21 protein-coding genes are annotated in these 22,619 nt (G+C 72.6%); 12 read left to right on the top strand and 9 right to left on the bottom strand.

The genetic code is table 11. From position 1 onward, the window contains the following. Nucleotides 1–191 precede the first annotated feature (191 nt). Entirely contained in the window at nucleotides 192–653 is a 462-nt protein-coding gene (locus tag ABZ659_RS16610) for a hypothetical protein (protein ID WP_360219571.1), read from the top strand. A 53-nt stretch (nucleotides 654–706) separates the two neighbouring features. After that, nucleotides 707–1,587 (top strand): IS5 family transposase gene (locus ABZ659_RS16605; RefSeq protein WP_360219541.1). Its coding sequence is split into 2 segments (ribosomal slippage): nucleotides 707–1,073 and nucleotides 1,073–1,587, totalling 882 coding nucleotides; the frame shifts between segments, so codons are not numbered across the junction. 202 nt (nucleotides 1,588–1,789) lie between these two features. On the opposite strand, the gene ABZ659_RS16600 is transcribed toward ABZ659_RS16605, so the two are convergent. Beyond that, nucleotides 1,790–2,845 (bottom strand): helix-turn-helix transcriptional regulator, encoded by a 1,056-nt coding sequence (locus ABZ659_RS16600; protein WP_360219538.1) that lies wholly within the window; start codon nucleotides 2,843–2,845, stop codon nucleotides 1,790–1,792. A 105-nt stretch (nucleotides 2,846–2,950) separates the two neighbouring features. Between ABZ659_RS16600 and ABZ659_RS16595 the strand changes: the two genes are divergently transcribed. Both ABZ659_RS16595 and ABZ659_RS16590 read left to right on the top strand, forming a co-directional pair. Then, entirely contained in the window at nucleotides 2,951–3,550 is a 600-nt protein-coding gene (locus ABZ659_RS16595) for a hypothetical protein (protein WP_360219535.1), read from the top strand. Beyond that, on the top strand, nucleotides 3,547–3,780 hold the full coding sequence (locus ABZ659_RS16590) for a hypothetical protein (RefSeq protein WP_360219532.1): 234 nt from the start codon (nucleotides 3,547–3,549) through the stop codon (nucleotides 3,778–3,780). Before ABZ659_RS16595 ends, ABZ659_RS16590 begins: the two co-directional genes overlap by 4 nt. A gap of 282 nt (nucleotides 3,781–4,062) precedes the next feature. Here the strand turns inward: ABZ659_RS16590 and ABZ659_RS16585 are convergent, their stop codons facing one another. From ABZ659_RS16585 to ABZ659_RS16550, 8 genes are all read right to left on the bottom strand, one after another. Further along, nucleotides 4,063–4,845: a PIG-L deacetylase family protein gene (locus ABZ659_RS16585; RefSeq protein WP_360219529.1), complete on the bottom strand. Its 783-nt coding sequence runs from the start codon at nucleotides 4,843–4,845 to the stop codon at nucleotides 4,063–4,065. A 28-nt stretch (nucleotides 4,846–4,873) separates the two neighbouring features. After that, complete coding sequence (locus tag ABZ659_RS16580) at nucleotides 4,874–6,175, bottom strand: alpha/beta fold hydrolase (protein ID WP_360219526.1); 1,302 nt, start codon at nucleotides 6,173–6,175, stop codon at nucleotides 4,874–4,876. Between the two features lie 187 nt (nucleotides 6,176–6,362). Then, nucleotides 6,363–7,388 carry a LacI family DNA-binding transcriptional regulator gene (locus ABZ659_RS16575; protein WP_360219523.1) on the bottom strand — a complete coding sequence of 342 codons (1,026 nt, stop codon included), beginning with the start codon at nucleotides 7,386–7,388 and terminating at the stop codon, nucleotides 6,363–6,365. A 292-nt stretch (nucleotides 7,389–7,680) separates the two neighbouring features. Further along, a complete protein-coding gene (locus ABZ659_RS16570; RefSeq protein ID WP_360219520.1) occupies nucleotides 7,681–8,001 on the bottom strand; it encodes an L-rhamnose mutarotase in 321 nt (106 codons plus the stop codon). Between the two features lie 16 nt (nucleotides 8,002–8,017). Next, on the bottom strand, nucleotides 8,018–9,100 hold the full coding sequence (gene rhaS, locus ABZ659_RS16565) for a rhamnose ABC transporter substrate-binding protein (RefSeq protein ID WP_360219517.1): 1,083 nt from the start codon (nucleotides 9,098–9,100) through the stop codon (nucleotides 8,018–8,020). 33 nt (nucleotides 9,101–9,133) lie between these two features. Continuing rightward, the gene (locus ABZ659_RS16560; RefSeq protein ID WP_360219514.1) at nucleotides 9,134–10,132 is read right to left on the bottom strand and encodes an ABC transporter permease; all 999 of its coding nucleotides are present in this window, start codon (nucleotides 10,130–10,132) and stop codon (nucleotides 9,134–9,136) included. Further along, nucleotides 10,125–11,165, bottom strand: a complete 1,041-nt coding sequence (locus ABZ659_RS16555; RefSeq protein ID WP_360219511.1) for an ABC transporter permease — start codon at nucleotides 11,163–11,165, stop codon at nucleotides 10,125–10,127. The genes ABZ659_RS16560 and ABZ659_RS16555 overlap by 8 nt, the downstream gene beginning before the upstream one ends. Next, entirely contained in the window at nucleotides 11,162–12,679 is a 1,518-nt protein-coding gene (locus ABZ659_RS16550) for a sugar ABC transporter ATP-binding protein (RefSeq protein ID WP_360219508.1), read from the bottom strand. The genes ABZ659_RS16555 and ABZ659_RS16550 overlap by 4 nt, the downstream gene beginning before the upstream one ends. Before the next feature lie 260 nt (nucleotides 12,680–12,939). On the opposite strand from ABZ659_RS16550, the gene rhaI reads away from it, so the two are divergent. The 8 genes from rhaI to ABZ659_RS16510 all read left to right on the top strand — a co-directional run bounded on the left by rhaI (nucleotide 12,940) and on the right by ABZ659_RS16510 (nucleotide 22,525). Beyond that, nucleotides 12,940–14,100: an L-rhamnose isomerase gene (gene rhaI / locus ABZ659_RS16545; RefSeq protein WP_360219505.1), complete on the top strand. Its 1,161-nt coding sequence runs from the start codon at nucleotides 12,940–12,942 to the stop codon at nucleotides 14,098–14,100. Nucleotides 14,101–14,223: 123 nt separating this feature from the next. Further along, nucleotides 14,224–16,263, top strand: coding sequence for a bifunctional aldolase/short-chain dehydrogenase (locus ABZ659_RS16540; protein WP_360219502.1), 2,040 nt, complete (start codon nucleotides 14,224–14,226; stop codon nucleotides 16,261–16,263). An 8-nt stretch (nucleotides 16,264–16,271) separates the two neighbouring features. Next, nucleotides 16,272–17,714 carry a rhamnulokinase family protein gene (locus ABZ659_RS16535; protein ID WP_360219568.1) on the top strand — a complete coding sequence of 481 codons (1,443 nt, stop codon included), beginning with the start codon at nucleotides 16,272–16,274 and terminating at the stop codon, nucleotides 17,712–17,714. Nucleotides 17,715–17,792: 78 nt separating this feature from the next. Then, nucleotides 17,793–18,548 carry a (Fe-S)-binding protein gene (locus tag ABZ659_RS16530; RefSeq protein WP_360219499.1) on the top strand — a complete coding sequence of 252 codons (756 nt, stop codon included), beginning with the start codon at nucleotides 17,793–17,795 and terminating at the stop codon, nucleotides 18,546–18,548. Beyond that, a complete protein-coding gene (locus tag ABZ659_RS16525) occupies nucleotides 18,545–20,020 on the top strand; it encodes a LutB/LldF family L-lactate oxidation iron-sulfur protein (protein WP_360219496.1) in 1,476 nt (491 codons plus the stop codon). The genes ABZ659_RS16530 and ABZ659_RS16525 overlap by 4 nt, the downstream gene beginning before the upstream one ends. Further along, entirely contained in the window at nucleotides 20,017–20,658 is a 642-nt protein-coding gene (locus tag ABZ659_RS16520; protein WP_360219493.1) for a lactate utilization protein C, read from the top strand. The genes ABZ659_RS16525 and ABZ659_RS16520 overlap by 4 nt, the downstream gene beginning before the upstream one ends. A gap of 87 nt (nucleotides 20,659–20,745) precedes the next feature. Next, nucleotides 20,746–21,342: a WHG domain-containing protein gene (locus ABZ659_RS16515; RefSeq protein WP_360219490.1), complete on the top strand. Its 597-nt coding sequence runs from the start codon at nucleotides 20,746–20,748 to the stop codon at nucleotides 21,340–21,342. A 4-nt stretch (nucleotides 21,343–21,346) separates the two neighbouring features. Beyond that, a complete protein-coding gene (locus tag ABZ659_RS16510; RefSeq protein ID WP_360219487.1) occupies nucleotides 21,347–22,525 on the top strand; it encodes a GDSL-type esterase/lipase family protein in 1,179 nt (392 codons plus the stop codon). Nucleotides 22,526–22,619 lie beyond the last annotated feature (94 nt).

Here is a 22,619-nt window from a genome sequence, read left to right as displayed (position 1 = left end):
TTGGAGGCTCTGGCATACGTCGGAGCACAACCGGACCGAGGTCGGGGCGCTGCTGCCGGGCCTGATCCGGGACGCCGAGGCCGCAGTGCGTGCCCAGGACGGAGCGGTGGCTGCCCGCTATGCTGTTGGCCACCGCCCCCGTGGCCCGACACCCGGGGGCGCCATGCTGTCGGGAGCACGGGACTGGAGTCATGCCGCGCTGGCGCTTGGAGTACCACCTCAGCACGCCGTACTACCCGCGGTCGACCGAGGCCGAGTTCGACGACCTGGTGGGCGACGGCATCCGCCAGGCGCACGACTACGTACGCGAGATCAGCGAGCGCAAGGGAGAGCACGGCGCCCAGTTGGACCGCGCAGTGCTGCTGCACGACCAGCCCGGCCCGGACGAGGACCCCCTCGCCGGGGAGCCGAAGCTCACGGTGTGGGTCACGTACGAGCCGTACGACCCGGCCAGTGACCCGGACACTGCGGACCCGCAGCCCCGACGGCGCGAGCCCATCAAGATCCCGGCCGCGCTCTACGAGACGCACATCAACGCGCAGGGCGAGGTCATCACGTCCGGCCCGCCTATGGGGATGGTCAGCCTCGCTGTCCGTCGACGGCTGGCCGATGGACGCGAGGGCGCCATCATCAAAGTCGACCTCGAGGACTAGGTTCTGTCCGGCGGATCATGTGACTTTCTGACCGGTCGCTCGTTGGTTCGGTCATGGGTCGGGGGGATCTGACGAACCGCGAGTGGTTGCTGCTGGAGCCGCATCTGCCACCTTTGGGTGGCCGGGGCGGCCGGTGGAACGACCACCGCACCGTGGTCAACGGGATCCTGTTCCGGATCCGGACCGGTGTTCCGTGGCGTGACCTGCCGGAACGCTACGGCTCGTGGAAGACCGTCTATGAGCGGCACCGTCGCTGGTCGGCGGACGGAACCTGGGACCGGATCCTGCAGTCGGTCCAGGCCGACGCCGACCTGGCGGGGCGGATCGACTGGTCGATGGTGGGCGTCGACTCGACGTCCTGCCGAGCCCATCAGCACGCGGCCGGCGCCCGCAAGGCCCGGCCGCGGGTCCCGAAAAAAGCACGACGCCCCGGCACCACCGCCCCGACGAGGGACTCGGACGGTCCCGGGGCGGCCTGACCTGCAAGATCCACCTGGCTGGCGAGGGCGGCTGCCGCCCCATGGCCCTCCTGCTCACGCCGGGCCAGTGGGGCGATGCCCCGCAGATGATCGAGGTCCTGGACCGGATCCGGGTCCCTCGCCCGCTGGGCGGGCGGCCCCGAACCCGGCCCGACCACGTCAGCGGCGACAAGGCATACAGCTCACGCCGCAACCGCCGCTACCTGCGAAGACGCCGCATCCGGCACACGATCCCGGAACCGAAGGACCAGCGGGCCAACCGCCGACGCAAGGGCAGCGCAGGCGGCAGACCCATCGGCTTCCAGCGCGACCACTACCGGCGCCGCAACGAGGTCGAACGGACCATCAACCGACTCAAGAACTCCCGTGCGATCGCGACCCGTTACGACAAGCGCGCCTACGTCTTCCACGGCACCGTCACCGCTGCAGCGATCCGACTCTGGCTCCGCCAGTGATCCGCCGGACAGAACCTAGGGCCTGTCCGGCGGATCATGTCGGAGACGCGGGGTCTGGCACGCTCATCTGCCGCGTTGTCGTCACTCGCCGACGCTCCGCGTCGACTCCCTCCTCCGCCTTGCAGCTGAACGCACCAGACCCCGCTCACCTGCGCTGACAAGGGGCTGTGTCCTCTCTCCAACCTGATCCGCCGGACAGGCCCTAGGCCCGCTGCGCCGCGTCCAAGAGCCGCGCCTGGTAGTAAGCGTGGTCCCTGGGGAAGTGCGTGAGGCCGGGGAGCGCGTCCCGAAATCCGCTTGCTGCGTCCGCCCAATCGCGGCAGGCGTAGGCGACATCGGCCTGCTGTAGGGCGGCGCGCGTCGGGTCCAGCCAGTACAGCCACCCGGGCCGCTCGCCCTCATCGGGCGCCTGGAGCGCGAGGTGGTGTGCCTCCTCGGCCAGGCGCCGGGCCTGGGCCCGGTCCGCGCAGGCCGCCGCAGCCATCGCGGCCTGGTGGGCCGCCGCCGCCTCAGCAGCCGGGGACAGCGGCCGGGCGCCTGCCGCCCGGCGTGCGGTCTCCGCAGTGCGCAGCGCGCGCGCCGGGTCTCCGTGGGCGAGGCTGTAGTAGGCGCGGATGCGCTGAGCCCAGGACGCCATGTCGGTGTGGCCGCCGTCGACGGCCCAGCCGTGTGCGAGGTCGATCCATGCGAGGGCGGGCCCGCGGTGGTCCTCGTGCCAGGCGACCCAGGACAGCCAGTGGGCGTGCTCCGCGGCGAGCAGCATCAGCCGGTCGGCTGCGTCGCCGGAGGCGTGGGGGATGAGCTGGGTGACGGTGTCGAGCTGGGAGCGGACGACCGGCCACAGGTCGCGGCCGCCGATCTCGTCCTCGGCGCGCCGGTGCTCCCCGAGTACCCGGCCGATCCATTCGGCGGTGCGCAGATCGGTGCGTCCCGTCGTGTGGGCGTGGGCGATGCGGTCGCGTAGCTCTGCTGACGGCGCCCAGTCCGGACCCGCGTCGTGGCGTACGCCGCCCATGCCGCCCAGCTCAGATGGCACTCGTAATCCCCTCACGAACCGTGTGATGACGTCCTCACTGGTGACCCGCGCGTGCCCCCGTTCCAGGCGTGACACGTAGCCCTGGTCCACCCCTACCAGTTCACCGAACGCCGTCTGTGAGAGGCCCGCCAGGGCCCGGTACCGGCGGATGAGCGTGGGCCAGTCACGGGCCGCCCATGCTGCGCGTAGACGCCCGTCCGCCCAGAGTTCCCGACCACTCATACAGCGACCATACGACCGCGCCATGTAGCCGTTACATGGGATTGGCGGTGTTTCCCTCTCACGATGCTCTCTCAGCCATCCGAGTCGGGTCGGAAAGGGAGAGCTATGGCCAAAGAACATCCCTCTGAAATCGAGCTGGGGAGGGAGCGCGCGCTCCACCCGGTGGCGGCGGCGCCTGGGGTGCTGGTGCACTCGGGCTCCGACCGGCGCCTGGCCGTCGAGCAGTGGCTGTTGGCGGCCCTGGACGGGCCCCGCCGCGAGGCGGCCCGCAGGGAGTGGCAGACGATGGGGCTGGCGATGCTGCCGCTCGGCGTGCGCTACAGCGCCGTACGGATCCCCGGCCGCCTGGTCCACCTCGCCGTAGACAGCGAGGACCCCCACCGCGTCGACGAGGTCCTGGCCGAGGCCCTCGGCGGGCCGGTGATCTGCGACCTGCGCCACCCCCGCTACTACGCCCTCGTACCGCGCGTCGCCCCGCCGTGGGCCTCGGTGATCGAGCACTGGCACGCCGCGGGGATCGACGTCCTCGGCTCCGGTTGCCTGCTCGGCGTGCCGCCGGTGGAGGCGGAGGGCGGCCCCGGGGCCGCGTGCAGTTCGTACTGGGCGGTGCCGATGCCGTCGCTCGGCGAGCTGTGTGATCCGCTCGCCGTGGAGCAGCTGGTCACGGCCGGGCTTGCCCGGCTGGTGCGGGAGTTGGGCGTATGAGCGGCGTCATGCGGCGGTGGGAGGAGAGCGGTCGGGGCGGGGCGCCGCACCAGCAGGCCATCATCGTCACCCCCGAAGCGCTGACCCGTGCGGCGTTCCAGCGGTACACGGATCACATCACCGAGTGCCGTGAGTGCGGCGAGGACCGGTGCCTGACGGGTAAGTCCTTGGCCGCCGACTACCTCGCGCTGGACCGTGCGGAGAGGATGGCGCCCCGTGCCGAAGCCTGACCGGCGCCAGGCTGTGTACCTGGTCGTGCTGGCGGCGCTGGCCGTGGCCCTGGTCTGGGGCATCGTCACTGCCGGCTGCTGACCCCCGATGTTCCCGCCCCAGGTCCCCACCCTGGGCAGGTCGAGCCTGGGGCGGGTCCACATGAGCGAGAAGGGAGATGGAAGACCCATGTTCAAGAGGAGCAAGCCCGCGCCGACCGTGGCGGCCGCGACGAGGCGTCGTGACCGCGACTCGGAGGAGGCAGGGGCGACCACCGCGCAGGAGCAGCAGGCGATGGTGTCTCAGTCCCTGCACAAGAAGGGTGCGCGCGAGGGCCGCTGGTACTCCGGTTGATTCCTGCGCTGACGAGATGAGCCGAGGCCCTGCTCGTCTGCCTCCCCCGTGGCGGATGAGCAGGGCCTTTCCTTAGGTGTCCTACGAATATTCTCGTCCGTCAACGCCTCGATGTAGGCGCGGTGTTCCAGCAGCGAGCGCACCGCACGCTCCATTCCGGCCGTGGCGTCCACCGCGTGCGTCGGGGTGCCGGAACCGGCGACCGCCACCCAGCGCACGCCGTCCCAGGGCTCCAGGTCCCGCTCCGTCAGCTCGGGGAAGATCCAGCGGTTGCCCGCGTCGCCCACCGCGTCCAGGGTGGCTCGGCCGACGGCCACGTGGTCGGGGGTGTTCCAGGCGACGCCGCCCCAGGTGTCCCGGTGGTTGAGGGTGATCACCAGCTCGGGCCGGTGGCGGCGGACGGCGGCGGCGATGTCCCGGCGCAGCGGGACGCCGTACTCGATGACGCCGTCCCGGTGGTCGAGGAACTCCACCTCCGTGACCCCGACGACCGCCGCGCTCGCCCGCTGCTCGCGCTCCCGCAGCGGGCCGCACTCGGCGGGCGCGAGGGTGTCGATGCCCGCCTCGCCCCGGGTGGCCAGCACGTACGCCACCTCGCGGCCCTCGTCGGTCCACCGGGCGATCGCCGCCGAGCAGCCGTACTCCAGGTCGTCCGGGTGGGCGACCACCGCGAGGGCGCGTCGCCAGTCGTCGGGCATGGGCTTCAGCGGGGGCGGCGTCGGCTCGGTCATGTCCGCAGCCTAACCGCCGCCGCTGACATCACGCCTCGTCACGGGCGAGGGCCAGCAGGCGGTCCAGGACCCGCGGGCCGCCCGCGCGCACCCCGTCGTGTTCGAACTCGTCGGTCACCCAGGTGCGCAGGCCCCGGACCGCGCGGGCGGTGGTCAGGGCGTGCGCGGTGTCCACGTACATGTCGTCGTGGTAGACGGCCGCGGCGACCGGCACCTCGTTGGCGGCGAGGCGCTCGGCGTCGTACAGCGGGCGCCAGTCGGTGCGGGCGGCGAGCAGGTCGGCGGTCTCGCGCAGCGGGCGCAGGGCCGGGTCGGAAGCGAACATCCAGGGGTGCACGGTCTCACCCGTGAACAGCAGGGGGGCGTCACCCGCGAGCGCCTTGGCCGCGTCGAACTGCGGGAACTCCGCGCGCACCCGTTCGGCCGACCAGTCGGTGGGCCGCGCGTCCTGGCCGTAGATCGCCTCGTGGACGAGGGCGTACAGGGGGTGGCCCGCGTACGACAGGAGGCCCTGGACCTCCTCCTGGAAGGCGTCGGAGAGCGCCGCGCCGACGGGGGTGGGAACGAAGGCGTGCTCCAGGAGGTAGTGCAGGCGGTGGGAGCCGTCGCCGCCGCCGAGCAGGATGCCGAGGGACTGGAACGCCTCGACGGTCAGGCGGTAGCCGTTCGGCAGGACCACCTCGTGGTTCAGGAGGTGGTCGGCGATGCGGCGGGCACGCTCGACGTCCTGCGGGTAGCGGGCGTAGTGCGCGGTGACCTTGCGCTCCACGCGCGGGTAGGCGGCCCGGTAGACGTCGTCGGCGTGCGCGTCGAGGGACGGCAGCCCGCCGGTGATCAGGGCGGTGCGCAGCCCCTCCGGCGCGAGGGAGAGGTAGCTGACCGCGCAGAAGCCGCCGAAGCTCTGGCCGAGGACGGTCCAGGGGGCGCCCCCGGTCAGCTCGCGGCGGATCAGCTCGCAGTCGCGGACGATGGAGTCACCGCGGAAGTGGGTGAGGTAGTCGGCCTGGGCGGCCGGGCCGCCGCGCAGGGGCAGGGTCTGGCGGTTGGCGGGGGTGGAGTGGCCGGTGCCGCGCTGGTCGAGGAGGAGGACGCGGTACTCCTGCAGGGCCCGCCCGAGCCAGGCCTGCCTCCCGACGAAACGATTCGCCCCGAAGCCGGGGCCGCCCTGGAGGTAGAGCAGCCAGGGCAGGTCCTGGTGCGCCTTGTCGCTGGCGACGACCTCACGGCCGTACACCTCGATGGTCTCCCCCGCGGGGTCGGCGTGGTCGAGGGGCACGGTGAAGCGGCGGTCGGTGAGGACGACGCCGGGCTGGCGGTAGCTGTCGGACAACGTGGCTCCCGGGACGGACGGTGTGCGGACCGCGTCCCAGTTCAGCACAGTCCGGGACGGCGGGCGGGGGCTGGGGGTCCTGAACGGCGGTTCAGCAGCGGCCCGCCCCCTTTTCGGACCGCCCGGCCCTCCCCCGGACCGCCCGCCCCCGGTTCCGGACCGCCGGTCAGCGGTTCCGGAGCGCCGGTCAGCGGCCGGAGAGGCTGGAGCGGCGCACCACCAATTCCGGCTGGAGCACCACCCGGCGGTGTTCGTGGCGGGCGAGGCCGCTCTCCTTCTCCGTCTCCTCCAGCAGCAGCCCCGCCGCGAGGGCGCCCATGGTGACCGCGGGCTGCCGTACCGAGGTGAGCGGGACGGCCGCCGCGGCGGCGAACTCGATGTCGTCGTAGCCGACGATGGCGAGGTCGTCGGGGACGCCGACCCCGGCCGCGTACATCGCCTGGAGGACGCCGAGGGCGAGCAGGTCGTTGGCGCAGAACACGGCGGTCGGTCGGTCGGCGAGGCCGAGCAGCCGGGCCCCGGCGTCCCGTCCCGCGGCGACGTCGAGCCGTTCGGTGGGCAGTTCGCGCAGCGCGTCGGGGCCGAGCCCGGCCTCGGCGAGCGCGTTCAGGGCGCCGGTGCGCCGGTCCCGCACCTGGTTCAGCGCGGGCGGCCCGCTGACGTAGGCGACGGACCGGTGCCCGGCGTCCACCAGGTGCCGGACGGCGAGCGCGCCGCCCGCCACGTCGTCGACGGAGACGGAGCACTCGGTGGCGCCCTCGGCGACCCGGTCCACCAGCACGAAGGGGATGCCGTGGCGGCGGAACGCGGCGATGTTGCGGCCGGTCGCGTCGGCCGGGGTGAGCAGCACGCCGCGCACCCGCTGCTCGGCGAAGAGCGACAGGTAGTCCGCCTCCTCGGCCGGGCTCTGGGCGCTGTTGCAGACCATCACGCCCAGTCCGGCCTCCCGGGCGGCCCGTTCGGCGCCGCGCGCCACGTCGACGAAGAACGGGTTGCCCATGTCGAGGACGAGCAGGCCCATGATCCGGCTGCGGCCCGCGCGCAGTTGGCGCGCGGACTCGCTGCGGACGTAGCCGAGCCGGTCGATCGCGGACAGCACCCGCGCGCGGGTCTCGCTGGCGACCGTGTCCGGCCGGTTGATGACGTTCGAGACCGTTCCCACGGAGACTCCGGCGGCGCGGGCGACGTCCTTGATACCCACCGACTGGGCCATCAGGCAGGGACCTCCTGGGTAACGGGGGGCGGCGGGGGAGGCATCACCCTACCGCCCCGCCGCCGCGTTGCTGAGCGCCTCACGCGGGCAGCCGGAAGTCGGTGACGCGCGGCGCCGGGGTGTCGTACCGCTCGCTGGATCCCGGTCCGGGTGACGGACGGGCCCGGCGCGGCGACGGCGGCGCCCGGCCCGAGGCCCGGCCCGGCCACGGCCCCCAGCGGGGACGTGGTGATCACGGTTCGTCTCTTCATGGCCGCGGCTCTCCGGCTCGTGACGTGCTCGGGGCAGGTGCTCAGGCCAGGTGGAACACTTCGGTGAGAGGCCGCATCGCCTCGTCGGGTCGGGCGCCGTCCAGCGACTCGAAGAACGGCGCCATCTCCGCCTGCCAGCGGGCGTTGACGTCGGTGGCCTCCATGGCGGCCTGGGCGGCGGCGAAGTCCTCGGTCTCCAGGTAGCCGACCAGCAGGCCGTCGTCCCGCAGGAAGAGCGAGTAGTTGTGCCAGCCGGTGGCCGACAGCGCGTCGAGCATCTCCGGCCAGACGGCGGCGTGCCGCTCGCGGTACTCGTCGAGGCGGTCCGCCCTGACCTTCAGCAGGAAGCACACGCGTTGCATCGACAGCCCCCGGCTCTCAGAAGTCGAACTGGTCGATGTTCTCGGCGTTGAAGACGGTCGGCTTGCCGAGGCTGATCACGCCGTCCGCGCCGATGGTGTACTCGCCCATGTCACCGGCGGTGAAGGTCTCGCCCTCCTGACCGGTGATCTGACCGGAGGACAGGGCGACGGCGGTACGGGCGGCCAGCTCGCCGAGCTTCGCCGGGTCCCACAGCTCGAACGCCTCGACGGTGCCGTTCTTGACGTACTTGCGCATGTCGTTGGGGGTGCCGAGGCCGGTCAGCTTGACCTTGCCCTTGTACTTGGAGCCCGACAGGTACTGGGCGGCGGCCTTGATGCCGACGGTGGTCGGGGAGATGATCCCCGCCAGGTCCGGGTACTCCTGGAGCAGGCCCTGGGTCTGCTGGAAGGACTGCTGGGCGTCGTCGTTGCCGTAGGCGACCTTGACCAGCTTCATGTCCTTGTACTTGGGGTCCTTCAGCTCCTCCTTCATGAAGTCGATCCAGGTGTTCTGGTTCGTCGCGGTCTGCGCGGCGGACAGGATCGCGATCTCGCCCTTGTAGTCGAGCTGCTCGGCGAGGAGCTGCACCTCGGTGCGGCCGAGGTCCTCGGCGGACGCCTGCGAGATGAAGGCGTTGCGGCACTCGGGCTTGGTGTCGGAGTCATAGGTGACGATCTTGATGTCGTTGCTCATGGCCTGCTTGAGGGCGGTGCACAGCGCGCCCGGGTCCTGCGCGGAGACGGCGATCGCGTCGACCTGCTGCTGGGTGAGCGTGTTGACGTAGGAGACCTGGCCGGCGGTGTCGGTGGCGCTGGACGGGCCGACCTCCTTGTAGCTGTTGCCCAGTTCCTTCAGGGCCGCCTCGCCGCCCTTGTCGGCGGTGGTGAAGTAGGGGTTGTTGACCTGCTTGGGCAGGAAGCCGACGGTCAGGCCCTTCTTCAGTTCGGCGTTCGGGTCGGCCTTCCCGGCCGCGGCGGTCCTGCCGCCCTCGTTCGCCACGTCCTCCTTGGTGGTGCCGCCGCAGGCGGTGGCGGCGAGGGCGAGCGAGGTGACGGCGGCGAGGGTCACGGAGACACGCCGGAGGGATGACTTGCGCATGATGGGTTCCTTCACGGGAGGGCCGGGGGTGGGCTAGGAGGACGAGGTGGGGGTGGCGGCCCGGGCCTGTCGCCCGGCTCTGGCGACGGCGATCTGCCGGGCCACCCGGGGTCCGAGCACCGACAGCACGAGCAGCACGCCGGTGACGACGATCTGCGACTGGGCGGAGACGTCCTGGAGGCTCATGACGTTCTGCAGCGCGCCGAGCAGGAAGACACCGGCGACGGCGCCGCCGAGGGTGCCCTTGCCGCCGTCGAAGTCGATGCCGCCGAGGAGTACGGCGGCCACGACGGACAGCTCCAGGCCGGTGGCGTTGTCGTAGCGGGCGCTGGCGTAGTGCAGCGCCCAGAAGACGCCGGTCAGCGACGCCATGAGGCCCGTCAGCGTGAAAAGGATCAGCTTCTGCCGCCTGACCCGGATCCCGGCGAACCGGGCCGCCTCCTCGCTCGCGCCGATCGCGAACAGCGACCGTCCGAACGGGGTGGCGTGCAGCGCGACCACGGCGATCGCGAGCAGCACGAGGAAGGGCAGCAGCGCGTACGGGATGAACGTGTCGCCGACGCGTCCGGCGGCGAAGTCCAGGTACGGGGTGGGGAAGTCGGTCACCGCGTCGGAGCCGAGCACGATCTGCGCGACGCCCCGGTAGGCGGCGAGGGTGCCGATGGTGACGGCGAGGGACGGCAGCCCCAGCCGGGTGACGAGCAGGCCGTTGACCAGGCCGCAGACCACGCCGAGCAGCAGGCAGACGGGGATGATCGCCTCGATGGTCATGCCCTGGTTCCACAGGGCGCCCATCACGGCGCCGGAGAGCCCGGCGGTGGAGGCCACCGACAGGTCGATCTCACCGGAGACGACGAGCAGCGTCATCGGCAGGGCGATCAGCGCGATCGGCAGGGTGTTGCCGATCAGGAAGGACAGGTTCAGCGCGTTGCTGAAGCCGTCGACGGTGGTGAAGGAGAACAGCAGCAGGACGATGAGCAGCGCGCCGACGACCGTGTCCCAGCGGACCGCGCGCGTCAGGGACTCAGGCATGGCGGGCGTTCCTCTTCTTCAGTGCGGTGGCCACGCGCAGTGCCACGATCCGGTCGACCGCGATGGCGAGGATGAGCAGGGTGCCGTTGATCGCGAGCACCCAGACCGAGCTGACGCCGAGGGCGGGCAGCACGCTGTTGACGGAGGTCAGCAGCAGGGCGCCGAGGGCGGCGCCGTAGACGCTGCCGGAGCCGCCGGTGAAGACCACGCCGCCGACCACGACGGCGCTGACGACGGTCAGCTCGTAGCCGGTGCCGGTGCCGGAGTCGACGTTGCCGAACCGGGCCAGGTACATCGCCCCGGCGAGACCGGCGAGCGCGCCGCAGAAGGTGTACGCGGTCAGGATCCGCTTGCGGACGGGGATGCCGGCGAGCCGCGCGGCCTCCGGGTTGGAGCCGAGCGCGTACAGCTCCCGGCCGCCGCCGAAGTGCCTGAGGTAGGAGGCGGTGGCGACCAGCACGGCGAGCGCGATCAGTGCCAGGTAGGGCACCGCGGAGATGCCGCCGGAGCCGAAGTCGACGAAGCCGCCGGGCAGGTCGGCCGCGGTGATCTGCCGGGAGCCGACCCAGATGGAGTCGATGCCGCGGATGATGTAGAGCGTGCCGAGGGTGACCACCAGGGCGGGCACCTGGCCGAGGCTGACCAGCAGGCCGTTGAGCAGGCCGAAGCCGATGCCCAGCAGCACCGCGAGCGCGATGGCGACGACGGGGTCGCCGCCGCCCTGGAGGTGGGTACCGGCCGCGAAGGCGCTGATGCCGAGGGTGGAGCCGACGGACAGGTCGACGTTGCGGGTGATGACGACCAGGGACTGGCCGGTGGCGACCAGCACCAGGATGGTCGCGTTCAGCAGCAGGTCCTTGATGCCCTGCTCGGAGAGGAACTCGCTGTTGCCCGCCTGGGTGACGGCGATCATCACCAGGAAGACGAGCAGGATCGCCAGTTCCCGCATCCTGAAGACACGGTCGACCAGCCGGGTGCCACTCGACTTGGGGACGTCGACCACGGGGGTCTTCTCAGGGGTGGTCACCGTCATGCGGCGGCCCTCCCGGTGGCTGCGGCCATCACGGTTTCCTCGGTGGCTTCGGAGCGCGGGATCTCGGCGGTGAGGCGGCCCTCGTGCATCACCAGCACGCGGTCGGCCATGCCGAGGATCTCGGGCAGGTCGGAGGAGATCATCAGGACGGCGACGCCGTCGGCGGCGAGCTGGGACAGCAGCCGGTGCACCTCCGCCTTGGTGCCGACGTCGATGCCGCGGGTGGGCTCGTCGACGATCAGCACCTTGGGCCCGGTGGCGAGCCACTTGGCGAGGACGACCTTCTGCTGGTTGCCGCCGGAGAGGGTGGCCACCGCGTCGGCGATCCGGGCGTACTTCACCTGGAGCCTGACGGCCCAGTCCAGGGACCGGCTGCGCTCGGCGCCGCGGTCCATCAGGCCCGCCCTGACCGTCGTACGGAGCCCGGTGAGGCCGATGTTGCGCTCGATGGACATGTCCATCACCAGGCCTTGGGCGCGGCGGTCCTCGGGGACCAGGGCGAGCCCGGCGGCCATGGCGGTGGACGGGGCGCCGTTGGTGAGCGCGCGGCCGTCGAGTTCGACCTCGCCCGCGTCCCAGCGGTCGATGCCGAAGACGGCCCGGGCGACCTCCGTGCGCCCGGCGCCGACGAGGCCGGCGAGGCCGACGATCTCCCCGCGGCGCACCTCGAAGGAGACGTCGGTGAAGACGCCCTCGCGGGTGAGGCGGCGGACGCTGAGGGCGACCTCGCCGGGGGCGACGTCCTGCTTCGGGTACAGCTCGTCGAGGTCGCGGCCGACCATGCGGCGCACCAGGTCGTCCTCGGTCATGTCGGCGAGGGGTTCGCTGGAGATCCAGGCGCCGTCGCGCAGGGTCGTCACCCGCTGGCAGATCTCGAAGATCTCCTCCAGCCGGTGCGAGATGAACAGCACGGCCGCGCCCTGTGCGCGCAGGGTGCGCACGACGCCGAAGAGGCGGGCGACCTCGCTGCCGGTGAGGGCGGCGGTCGGCTCGTCCATGATGAGGACGCGGGCGTCGAAGGAGAGGGCCTTGGCGATCTCCACGATCTGCTGGTCCGCGATGGACAGCCCGCGCGCCGGGCGGTCGGGGTCGAGTTCGACGCCGAGCCGGGTCATCAGGGCGGCGGTGGCCGCGTGGGTGGCCTTGTGGTCGATGCGGCCGAGGGCGCGCCGGGGCTGGCGGCCCATGAAGATGTTCTCGGCGATCGACAGGTCGGGGAAGAGCGTGGGCTCCTGGTAGATCACGGCGATTCCGGCGTCGCGGGCGTCGCCGGGTCCGTGGAAGACGACGGGCTCACCGTCGAGCAGCACCTGGCCGGCGTCCGGCCGGTGCACCCCGGCGAGCGTCTTGATCAGGGTCGACTTGCCGGCGCCGTTCTCCCCGGCGAGGGCGTGTACCTCGCCGGGGAACAGCTCCAGGGAGACGTCCCGCAGGGCCCGTACCGCGCCGAAGGACTTGGAGACGTCCTCAAGCGCGAGCACCGGCGCCGGACCCGTGTCGGACGGGTGGGTCATGGGGGCTCCTCGACGACGCGGCGCGAACGGCGAGGCGTCCCGCACGGCGTCGTGAAAGGTTTCAACTGGGTTGCCGGGACGTTAGGCAGGCGGGGCGTCACACGTCAATGGTTCCGTGTCGAAAAGTTTTCGATACCCGAAGGTCACGACCGAGTCACGGAGAAACGGGTGGGCCAGGATGCTTGACACCCCTACTGGCGGCCCCTAACTTGCCGTTCTGAATCGTTTCATCAACTGTCGTTCGCCACAGGAGCCCTCAAGTGACCGATGTCGCCGCGGTGAAGGCCGCCCTGAAGACCCAGGCCATCGAGACGCCGTCGTGGGCGTACGGGAACTCGGGGACCCGTTTCAAGGTGTTCGCCCAGGCCGGTGTGCCCCGCGACCCCTTCGAGAAGCTGGCCGACGCCGCCAAGGTGCACGAGTACACCGGCGTCGCGCCGACGGTCGCCCTGCACATCCCCTGGGACGAGGTGGAGGACTACGCCGCGCTGGCGAAGTTCGCGGAGGAGCACGGGGTGCGGCTCGGCGCCGTCAACTCGAACACCTTCCAGGACGACGACTACAAGCTGGGCAGCGTCTGCCACCCGGACGCGGCGGTCCGCCGCAAGGCCGTCGACCACCTGCTGGAGTGCGTCGACATCATGGACGCCACCGGCTCCCGCGATCTGAAGCTGTGGTTCGCCGACGGCACGAACTACCCCGGCCAGGACGACGTCCGCGGGCGGCAGGACCGGCTCGCGGAGGCCCTGGCGGAGGTGTACGAGCGGCTCGGCGACGGCCAGCGGATGCTGCTTGAGTACAAGTTCTTCGAGCCCGCGTTCTACTCGACGGACGTGCCCGACTGGGGGACGGCGTACGCGCACTGCCTGAAGCTCGGGCCGAAGGCGCGGGTCGTGGTCGACACCGGCCACCACGCGCCGGGGACCAACATCGAGTTCATCGTCGCGACGCTGCTGCGGGAGGGGAAGCTCGGCGGGTTCGACTTCAACTCGCGGTTCTACGCCGACGACGACCTGATGGTCGGCGCCGCCGACCCGTTCCAGCTGTTCCGGATCATGTACGAGGTGGTGCGCGGGGGCGGGTTCACGCCGGACGTGGCGTTCATGCTCGACCAGTGCCACAACATCGAGGCGAAGATCCCGGCGATCATCCGGTCCGTGATGAACGTGCAGGAGGCCACGGCGAAGGCGTTGCTGGTGGACCGGGAGGCGCTCGCTGCTGCGCAGGCTTCGGGGGATGTGCTCGGCGCCAACGGTGTGGTGATGGACGCGTTCAACACGGACGTGCGGCCGCTGCTTCGTGAGGTGCGGGAGGAGATGGGGCTGGGCCCCGATCCCCTGGGTGCGTACGCCTCGTCCGGGTGGGCTGAGCGGATCGTGGCCGAGCGGGTTGGCGGGGAGCAGGCCGGGTGGGGGGCGTGAGCGGCTGCCCGATGCCGTTTGTCGCCGGGTGCGGGCCGTCTGTGGCTTGTCGCGCAGTTCCCCGCGCCCCTTACCGGCGACGCGCCACCCCCAGTCGAGAACTCACGTAAGGACTAAATGATCATGGCTACGCACTCCGAGGCCGCCGCCCTCCTCGCCCGTTCCCACCGGCTCGGCTCCGACCCCCGCAACACCAACTACGCGGGGGGCAACGCCTCCGCCAAGGGGACCGAGACCGATCCCGTCACCGGGGGTGACGTGGAGCTGATGTGGGTGAAGGGGTCCGGTGGGGACCTCGGGACGCTGACCGAGGCGGGGCTCGCCGTGCTGCGGCTCGACCGGATGCGGGCGCTCGTGGACGTCTACCCGGGCGTCGAGCGCGAGGACGAGATGGTCGCCGCGTTCGACTACTGCCTGCACGGCAAGGGCGGCGCCGCCCCGTCGATCGACACCGCGATGCACGGGCTCGTCGGGGCCGCGCACGTCGATCACCTGCACCCCGACTCCGGTATCGCGCTGGCCTGCGCCGCCGACGGCGAGAAGCTGACCGCCGAGTGCTTCGGCGACACCGTGGTGTGGGTGCCGTGGCGGCGGCCCGGCTTCCAGCTCGGCCTGGACATCGCGGCGGTGAAGGCCGCCAACCCGCGGGCCATCGGCTGTGTCCTCGGCGGGCACGGCGTCACCGCCTGGGGCGACACCTCCGAGGAGTGCGAGCGCAACTCGCTGCACATCATCCGCACCGCGGAGGCGTTCCTGGCGGAGAAGGGGAAGGCGGAGCCCTTCGGGCCCGTCATCGAGGGGTACGAGGCGCTGCCGGAGGCCGGGCGGCGGGAGCGGGCGGCGGCGCTGGCGCCGTACGTGCGGGCCCTCGCCTCCCGGGACAGGGCGCAGGTCGGCCACTTCAACGACTCGGCGCCGGTGCTGGAGTTCCTGGCCCGCGCCGAGCACCCGCGGCTCGCCGCGCTCGGCACCTCCTGCCCCGACCACTTCCTGCGCACCAAGGTGCGTCCACTGGTCCTGGACCTGCCGCCGACCGCTCCGCTGGACGAGGCGATCGCCCGGCTGAAGGAGTTGCACGCCGAGTACCGCGAGGAGTACGCCGCCTACTACCAGCGGCACGCCGAGCCCGGCTCCCCCGCGATGCGCGGCGCGGACCCGGCGATCGTGCTGGTGCCGGGCGTGGGCATGTTCTCCTTCGGCAAGGACAAGCAGACGGCGCGGGTCGCCGGTGAGTTCTACGTCAACGCCATCAACGTGATGCGCGGCGCGGAGGCCGTGTCGACGTACGCGCCCATCGAGGAGTCGGAGAAGTTCCGCATCGAGTACTGGGCCCTGGAGGAGGCCAAGCTCCAGCGGATGCCGAAGCCGAAGGCGCTGGCCACCCGGGTGGCGCTGGTGACCGGCGCGGGCAGCGGCATCGGCAGGGCGATCGCGGAGCGGCTGGTCGCCGAGGGCGCCTGTGTGGTCGTAGCGGATCTGAACGCGGAGAACGCCGCGGCCGTCGCCGAGGAGCTGGGCGGTCCTGACAAGGCCGTCGCGGTGACCGTGGACGTCACCTCCGAGGAGCAGATCGCGGAGGCGTTCAGGGCGGCGCTGCTGGCGTTCGGCGGGGTCGACCTGGTGGTGAACAACGCCGGGATCTCCGTATCCAAGCCGCTCCTTGAGACATCCGCGAAGGACTGGGACCTCCAGCACGACATCATGGCGCGCGGTTCGTTCCTGGTGTCGCGGGAGGCGGCCCGGGTGATGATCGCGCAGGAACTGGGCGGCGACGTCGTCTACATCGCCTCGAAGAACGCCGTCTTCGCCGGTCCGAACAACATCGCCTACTCCGCCACCAAGGCCGACCAGGCCCACCAGGTCCGTCTCCTCGCCGCCGAGCTGGGCGAGCACGGCATCCGCGTCAACGGCGTCAACCCGGACGGCGTGGTGCGCGGCTCGGGCATCTTCGCGGGCGGCTGGGGCGCCAAGCGCGCCGCCGTGTACGGGGTGCCGGAGGAGAAGCTGGGCGAGTTCTACGCGCAGCGCACCCTGCTCAAGCGGGAGGTGCTGCCGGAGCACGTCGCGGGCGCGGTGTTCGCGCTGACCGGCGGCGAGCTGTCGCACACCACCGGTCTGCACGTCCCGGTCGACGCCGGTGTCGCCGCCGCCTTCCTGCGGTGAGCGCGCCCGTGAGGTCGTACGCCGCGGTCGACCTGGGCGCCTCCAGCGGGCGGGTCATGGTCGGCCGCGTCGGCCCGGAGAGCCTGGAGCTGGCCGAGGCGCACCGGTTCGTGAACCGGCCGGTGCGGGTGCCGGAGGGGCTGCGCTGGGATGTGCTGGCGCTGTACGCGGGGGTCCTCGAAGGGCTGCGGGCGGCCGGTCGGGTCGACTCCGTCGGCATCGACAGCTGGGCCGTGGACTACGGCCTGCTGGACGCCGACGGGGCGCTGCTCGGCAACCCGGTGCACTACCGGGACGCCCGCACCGAGGGGGTCGCGGAGAAGGTGTGGGCGACCCTGCCCGCCGCGGAGCTGTACGGGGCGACCGGGCTCCAGTACGCGCCCTTCAACACGCTGTACCAACTCGTCGCCGCCCGGGACTCGGCGCAGTTCGCGCACGCCGAGCGGCTGCTGCTGATCCCGGACCTGCTGGCGTACTGGCTCACCGGCGAGCAGGGCACCGAGCTGACCAACGCCTCCACGACCCAGCTCGTCGATCCGCGCACGCGCACCTGGTCGACCGAGGTGGCCGGGCGGCTCGGCATCGACCTGGGCCTGTTCGCGCCGCTGCGGGAGCCCGGGGACGCGGCCGGTCCGCTGCGCGCCGGGGTGCTGGAGGAGACGGGGCTGCGCGGGCCGGTGCCGGTGCGGGCGGTCGCCTCGCACGACACGGCGTCCGCGGTGGCCGCCGTACCGGCCGTCGGGGAGCGGTTCGCCTACATCTGCACCGGCACCTGGTCGCTGGCCGGGCTCGAGCTGGCCGCGCCGGTGCTGACGGAGGAGAGCCGGGCCGCCAACTTCACCAACGAGCTGGGCATCGACGGCACGGTCCGCTACCTGCGCAACATCATGGGTCTGTGGCTGCTCCAGGAGTGCGTGCGGGCCTGGGGCGAGCCGGACCTCGGCGCGCTGCTGCGGGAGGCGGCCCGGGTCCCGGCGCTGCGGTCGGTGGTGGACGCGGGCGACGCGGCGTTCCTGGCGCCGGGCCGGATGCCGGAGCGGATCGCCGAGGCGTGCCGGGCGTCGGGGCAGCCGGTGCCGGAGTCCCGGGCGGAGATCACGCGCTGCATCCTGGACTCCCTGGCGCTGGCCCACCGGCGGGCGATCGAGGAGGCGCAGCAGCTGGCCGACCATCCGGTGGACGTCGTGCACATCGTGGGCGGCGGCACCCGCAACGCGCTGCTGTGCCAGCTCACCGCCGACGCCCTGGGGCTGCCGGTGGTGGCGGGCCCGACGGAGGCGGCGGCGTTCGGCAACGTGCTGGTCCAGGCGCGGGCCGACGGCCTGGTGGGCGACCGCACGGACATGCGGCTGCTGCTGAAGGCGACCCAGCCGATGACCCGGTACGAGCCGCGCGGTGACGCGGAGCGGTGGCGCGCGGCAGCGGCCCGGCTCGGCGCCGCGCACCAGTGAGTCTGGCGGGTGGGCGCGGTCTCCCCCGGCCGCCTCACCCGCACTACCCTGCACCCATCCGATGACCGAGGAGCCGCCATGCGTGTCGCCCTGTTCATGACCTGCATCAACGACACGCTCTATCCGGACACCGGACGCGCCGTGGTGGAACTGCTGACCAGACTGGGCGTCGAGGTCGACTTCCCGATGGCCCAGACGTGTTGCGGGCAGGCCCACTACAACACCGGCTACCGGCACGAGGCGGAGCCGATGGCCCGGCACTTCTCCGATGTCTTCCGGGAGTACGAGGCCATCGTGACGCCGTCCGGGTCGTGCGCGGCGATGGTGCGGGAGCTGTACCCGCGGATGGGTGAGCGGGCCCGCGCCGAGGGGCGCGGCACCTCGCTGGCGACCGCGGTGGCGCCGGTGGTACCGAAGACGTACGAGCTGACGGAGTTCCTGGTGGACGTGTTGGGGGTGACGGACGTCGGGGCGTACTTCCCGCACCGGGTGACCTACCACCCGACGTGCCACGGGCTGCGCGGGCTGCGGCTCGGCGACCGGCCGCGGCGGCTGCTGGAGGCGGTGAAGGGGCTGGAGCTGGTGGAGCTGCCGGGCGCGGAGGAGTGCTGCGGCTTCGGCGGAACGTTCTCGGTGAAGAACGCGGACGTCTCCGCGGCGATGGGCGCCGACAAGGTCCGCGACGCCGAGTCCACGGGCGCGGAGGTGCTGTGCGCGGCCGACAACTCCTGTCTGATGCACATCGGGGGCACGATGACCCGGCTGCGCACCGGGATGCGGCCGGTGCACCTCGCGGAGATCCTGGCGAGCACGGAGGAGGCACCGGCCGTATGAGCGGGACGTTCGTCGGGATGCCGTCCTTCCCGAAGGCGGCGCACGAGGCGGTGCGCGACACCACCCTGCGGGGCAACCTGCGGCACGCCACCCACACCATCCGCGCCAAGCGGGCGACCGCGGTCGCCGAGGTGGAGGACTGGGCGGAGCTGCGCGAGGCGGGCAAGCGGATCAAGGACCACACGCTGCGCCACCTCGACCGCTACCTGGAGCGGTTGGAGGAGTCGGTGACGGCGGCGGGCGGCGTCGTCCACTGGGCCGCCGACGCCGAGGAGGCCAACCGGATCGTCACCGGACTGGTCCGGGCGACCGGCGAGTCCGAGGTCGTCAAGGTCAAGTCGATGGCGACGCAGGAGATCGGGCTGAACGAGGCCCTGGAGGCGGCGGGCATCCACGCCTACGAGACCGATCTCGCCGAGCTGATCGTGCAGTTGGGCAAGGACCGGCCCTCGCACATCCTGGTCCCGGCGATCCACCGCAACCGGGGTGAGATCCGGGACATCTTCCGCAGCGAGATGGGCGAGTGGGGCCGGCCCGCCCCCGAGGGCCTCACCGACACCCCCGCCGAACTCGCCGAGGCGGCCCGGCTGCACCTGCGGGAGAAGTTCCTGCGCGCCAAGGTCGGCGTCTCCGGCGCCAACTTCATGGTCGCGGAGACCGGCACGCTGGTCGTGGTGGAGTCCGAGGGCAACGGGCGGATGTGCCTGACCCTGCCGGAGACGCTGATCTCGGTGGTCGGCATCGAGAAGGTGGTGCCGACCTGGCGGGACCTGGAGGTCTTCCTGCAGACCCTGCCGCGCTCCTCCACCGCCGAGCGGATGAACCCGTACACCAGCACCTGGACCGGCACCTCGGACCAGGACGGCCCGCGCGCCTTCCACCTGGTCCTGCTCGACAACGGCCGCACCGACACCCTCGCCGACGAGGTCGGCCGCCAGGCCCTGCGCTGCATCCGCTGCTCGGCCTGTCTGAACGTGTGCCCGGTGTACGAGCGGGCGGGCGGCCACGCCTACGGCTCCGTCTACCCGGGCCCCATCGGGGCGATCCTCAGCCCCCAGCTGCGCGGCACGGGCAGCGAGATCGACGCCTCCCTGCCGTACGCGTCGTCGCTCTGCGGCGCCTGCTACGACGTGTGCCCGGTCGCCATCGACATCCCCGAGGTCCTGGTGCACCTGCGGGAACGCGTCGCGCAGGGCGGCCAGGTGACCCGCGGGGGCAACAGGGTGGTGCTGAAGCCCGCCAAGGGGCACGCCGCCGAGCGCGCCGCGATGCGGGCCGCCCGCTGGGCGTTCGCCCACCCCGGCGCCCTGCGCGCCGGCCAGCGGCTCGCCTCCCGCACCCGGCGCCTCCACCCGCGCGCCCTGCCCGGTCCTGGCAGGGCGTGGAGCGGCACCCGGGACCTGCCGCCGGTACCGGCGGAGCCGTTCCGGGACTGGTGGCGGCGGACCAACGGCGGAAAGGACACGAAGTGAACAGCAGGGACCGGATCCTGGGCCGGGTGCGGCGCGCGCTGGCGGACGTGCCGCCCGACGGGACGCCGTACGAGGAGGCGGTCCCGCGGGACTACCTCACCGAGCACGGTGACCGCGGCGTCGAGCAGACCGTGGACCTGCTGGCCGAGAACCTCGCCGACTACCGGGCCCGGGTGCACCGCTGCGCCAGCGCCGACCTGCCCGCGCTGATCGCCCGGCTGCTCGCCGGGCGCGGCGCGGAGTCGGTGCTGGTCCCGCCGGGGCTCGACGCGGGCTGGCTGGCGCGGACGGACGTGCGCCAGGTCGCCGACCGGGCGGAGAGCACGCCGGCCGAGCTGGACCGGGTGGACAGCGTGGTCACCGGGTGCGCGGTGGCCGTCGCGGAGACCGGCACGATCGTGCTGGACGGCTCCCCCGACCAGGGCCGCCGCCGCATCACCCTCGTCCCCGACCACCACATCTGCGTCGTACGGGTGCCGGACCAGGTCGTCTCGTCCGTCCCGCGGGCCATGCCCCGCCTCGACCCGCTGCGCCCGCTGACCTGGATCTCCGGCCCCTCCGCGACCAGCGACATCGAGCTGGACCGGGTGGAAGGGGTGCACGGGCCGCGCGTACTGGAGGTCGTCCTCGTCGACTGAGCGCCCCCGGAGAACCCCTCTCGGTATTTGCCTAAAAGTATTAGGCAAATGCATACTCGGCATTGCCCGACGAGAGGAGCACCCGCCATGGCCCGCGTGGGACTGACCCCCGAGCTGCTCACGCGCGCCGGGGCCGAGCTGGCCGACGAGGTCGGCTTCGACCAGGTGACCGTCTCCGCGCTCGCCCGGCGCTTCGACGTGAAGGTCGCGAGCCTCTACTCGCACCTGCGCAACTCCCGGGAGCTGCGGACCCGGATCGCCCTGCTGGCGCTGGAGGAGATGGCCGACCGGGCCGCCGAGGCCCTGGCCGGACGCGCGGGGCGGGACGCCCTGACCGCCTTCGCGCACGTCTACCGCGACTACGCCCGCGAGCACCCCGGCCGCTACACCGCCGCCCGCCTCCCCCTCGACCCGGAGACCGCCGCCGCCAGCGCGGGCGTCCGGCACGCCCAGATGACCCGGGCGATCCTGCGCGGCTACCACCTCACCGAACCGGACCAGACCCACGCCGTCCGGATGCTCGGCAGCGTCTTCCACGGCTACGTCAGCCTGGAGGCCGCGGGCGGCTTCAGCCACAGCGCGCCCGGGAGCGAGGAGAGCTGGGCGCGCATCCTCGACGCCCTCGACGCCCTGCTGCGGAACTGGCCCACGGCCGGTCCGGGCACCCCCGGCACAACGGATTGAGACGATGCGCACCGACTGGATCACCACCCCCCTCACCGCGGACCTGCTGCGCGGCGCCCTCGACCTGGAGCGCACCGTGCACGGCCTGCTCCCGCACCGGCTGCCCGCCCGGGCCCGCGCCCAGAACACCGACCCGCAGCTGGAGATGGCCGAGTCCCAGCCCTCCGGCGTCCGGCTCGCCTTCCGCAGCCGGGCCACCGCCGTGGAGCTGGACACCCTGCCCACCAAGCGGGCCTACGCGGGCGCCCCGCCCCGCCCGGACGGCGTGTACGAGCTGCTCGTCGACGGCGCCCCGGCCAGCCGGACGACGGTCACCGGCGGCCACACCGTGACCGTCGACATGAGCACCGGGAAGACCGGGCTGCGGCCGGGCGAGCCCGGCACCGCCCGCTTCACCGGACTGCCGGAGCACGCCAAGGACATCGAGATCTGGCTGCCGCACAACGAGATCACCGAACTGGTCGCGCTGCGCACCGACGCCCCCGTGGAGCCGCTGCCCGACCGGGGCCGCCCGGTGTGGCTGCACCACGGCAGCTCGATCAGCCACGGCTCCGACGCGGCGGGCCCCACCACTACCTGGCCCGCGCTGGCGTCCCGGCTCGCGGGCGTCGACCTGGTCAACCTCGGCCTGGGCGGCAGCGCCCTGCTCGACCCGTTCACCGCCCGCGCCCTGCGGGACACCCCGGCCGACCTGGTCAGCGTCAAGCTCGGCATCAACGTGGTCAACCAGGACCTGATGCGGCTGCGGGCCTTCACCCCCGCCGTGCACGGCTTCCTGGACACCGTCCGCGAGGGCCACCCCGACGTCCCGCTGCTGGTCGTCTCCCCCGTCCTGTGCCCGATGCACGAGGAGACCCCGGGGCCCACCGCCTACGACTTCGCCGCGCTGGCGGAGGGCCGCCTCGGCTTCCGGGCCACCGGCGACCCGGCGCAGACCGCGGAGGGCAAGCTGACCCTGGCCGTCATCCGCGCCGAGCTGGCCCGGATCGTCGACCAGCGGGCGGCCGACGACCCGCGCCTGCACTACCTCGACGGCCGGACGCTCTACGGCGAGTCCGACGCCGCCGACCTGCCGCTGCCGGACGGCCTGCACCCGGACGCCGCCGCCCACCGCCGGATGGGCGAGCGCTTCGCCCGGCTGGCGTTCGGCCCCGAGGGCCCCTTCGGCCGCGGCGCCCGCTGACCGCCCACGGCTCCTTGCCGTCGTCCGCGCGGCGGCACGGGGCCGCGTCCCGGTGCGGCGGCACCCCGTGACAGATCGGGTGAACAAGCGCTTG

This window comes from Streptomyces sp. NPDC006997, assembly GCF_040635175.1.
Classification (GTDB): domain Bacteria; phylum Actinomycetota; class Actinomycetes; order Streptomycetales; family Streptomycetaceae; genus Streptomyces.
This window is presented reverse-complemented; position numbering and strand designations above follow the sequence as displayed.

Bases quoted from the DNA above. Each gene is read 5' to 3' on its own strand.
- ABZ659_RS16610 (WP_360219571.1), top strand. From the start codon at position 192: ATGCCGCGCTGGCGCTTGGAGTACCACCTCAGCACGCCGTACTACCCG.
- ABZ659_RS16600 (WP_360219538.1), bottom strand. From the start codon at position 2,845: ATGAGTGGTCGGGAACTCTGGGCGGACGGGCGTCTACGCGCAGCATGG.
- ABZ659_RS16595 (WP_360219535.1), top strand. From the start codon at position 2,951: ATGGCCAAAGAACATCCCTCTGAAATCGAGCTGGGGAGGGAGCGCGCG.
- ABZ659_RS16590 (WP_360219532.1), top strand. From the start codon at position 3,547: ATGAGCGGCGTCATGCGGCGGTGGGAGGAGAGCGGTCGGGGCGGGGCG.
- ABZ659_RS16585 (WP_360219529.1), bottom strand. From the start codon at position 4,845: ATGACCGAGCCGACGCCGCCCCCGCTGAAGCCCATGCCCGACGACTGG.
- ABZ659_RS16575 (WP_360219523.1), bottom strand. From the start codon at position 7,388: ATGGCCCAGTCGGTGGGTATCAAGGACGTCGCCCGCGCCGCCGGAGTC.
- ABZ659_RS16570 (WP_360219520.1), bottom strand. From the start codon at position 8,001: ATGCAACGCGTGTGCTTCCTGCTGAAGGTCAGGGCGGACCGCCTCGAC.
- rhaS (WP_360219517.1), bottom strand. From the start codon at position 9,100: ATGCGCAAGTCATCCCTCCGGCGTGTCTCCGTGACCCTCGCCGCCGTC.
- ABZ659_RS16560 (WP_360219514.1), bottom strand. From the start codon at position 10,132: ATGCCTGAGTCCCTGACGCGCGCGGTCCGCTGGGACACGGTCGTCGGC.
- ABZ659_RS16555 (WP_360219511.1), bottom strand. From the start codon at position 11,165: ATGACGGTGACCACCCCTGAGAAGACCCCCGTGGTCGACGTCCCCAAG.
- ABZ659_RS16550 (WP_360219508.1), bottom strand. From the start codon at position 12,679: ATGACCCACCCGTCCGACACGGGTCCGGCGCCGGTGCTCGCGCTTGAG.
- ABZ659_RS16540 (WP_360219502.1), top strand. From the start codon at position 14,224: ATGGCTACGCACTCCGAGGCCGCCGCCCTCCTCGCCCGTTCCCACCGG.
- ABZ659_RS16530 (WP_360219499.1), top strand. From the start codon at position 17,793: ATGCGTGTCGCCCTGTTCATGACCTGCATCAACGACACGCTCTATCCG.
- ABZ659_RS16525 (WP_360219496.1), top strand. From the start codon at position 18,545: ATGAGCGGGACGTTCGTCGGGATGCCGTCCTTCCCGAAGGCGGCGCAC.
- ABZ659_RS16515 (WP_360219490.1), top strand. From the start codon at position 20,746: ATGGCCCGCGTGGGACTGACCCCCGAGCTGCTCACGCGCGCCGGGGCC.
- ABZ659_RS16510 (WP_360219487.1), top strand. From the start codon at position 21,347: ATGCGCACCGACTGGATCACCACCCCCCTCACCGCGGACCTGCTGCGC.